We start from the raw sequence: 822 nt of genomic DNA, 5'->3' as shown, positions 1-822 counted from the left end.
ATGGGAACGATCACGACCAAGGACGGTACGAAAATTTTCTACAAGGACTGGGGAACGGGGCAGCCGATCCTCTTCTCGCATGGCTGGCCGCTGACCGCCGATGCCTGGGACAACCAGATGCTGTTCTTCGGCGAGCGCGGCTATCGCGTCATCGCCCATGACCGTCGCAGCCATGGCCGCTCCGACCAGACCTGGGACGGCAACCGGATGGACCAGTATGCCGACGATCTCGCCGAACTGATCGAGGCGCTCGATCTGCGCGACCTGATCATGATCGGCCATTCGACCGGCGGCGGCGAGGTCGCCCATTATCTCGGCCGCCACGGCACCGGCCGCGTCGCCAAGGTCGTGCTCGTCGGCGCCGTGCCGCCGCTGATGCTGAAGACGGAAACCAATCCCGAGGGCACGCCGATCGAAGTCTTCGACGATATCCGCAAGGGCACCGGCGGCGACCGCTCGCAGTTCTTCAAGGATCTGACGATGCCGTTCTACGGCTTCAACCGGGCCGGCGCCAAGGTCAACGAGGGGCTTCGCGACTCCTTCTGGCTGCAGGGCATGATGGGCGGCGCCAAGGGCCTCTACGACTGCATCCAGGAATTCTCCGAGGTCGACTACACCGAAGACCTGAAGAAGATCGACAAGCCGACGCTGATCATCCATGGCGACGACGACCAGATCGTGCCGTTTAAGGCGGCCGGCGCCAAGAGCGCCAAGATCGTCAAGGGCGCTGAGCTCAAGGTCTATCCGGGTTCTCCGCACGGTCTTGCCCAGACGCAGTCGGACCAGTTCAACGCCGACGTTCTCGCTTTCCTCCAGGCTTGA

At 63.3% G+C, this 822-nt stretch carries 1 protein-coding gene; it reads left to right on the top strand.

Annotation, left to right across the window (positions count from 1 at the left end; translation table 11 throughout):
• The coding region (locus tag AAE029_RS36180) for an alpha/beta fold hydrolase (protein WP_371077760.1) at window positions 1-822 on the top strand (822 nt) is incomplete at its 5' end.

The organism is Sinorhizobium sp. CB7 (genome assembly GCF_041357635.1).
Classification (GTDB): domain Bacteria; phylum Pseudomonadota; class Alphaproteobacteria; order Rhizobiales; family Rhizobiaceae; genus Rhizobium.
Note: the sequence above shows the minus strand (reverse complement) of the source record. Positions and strands in the feature narration are given on the sequence as shown.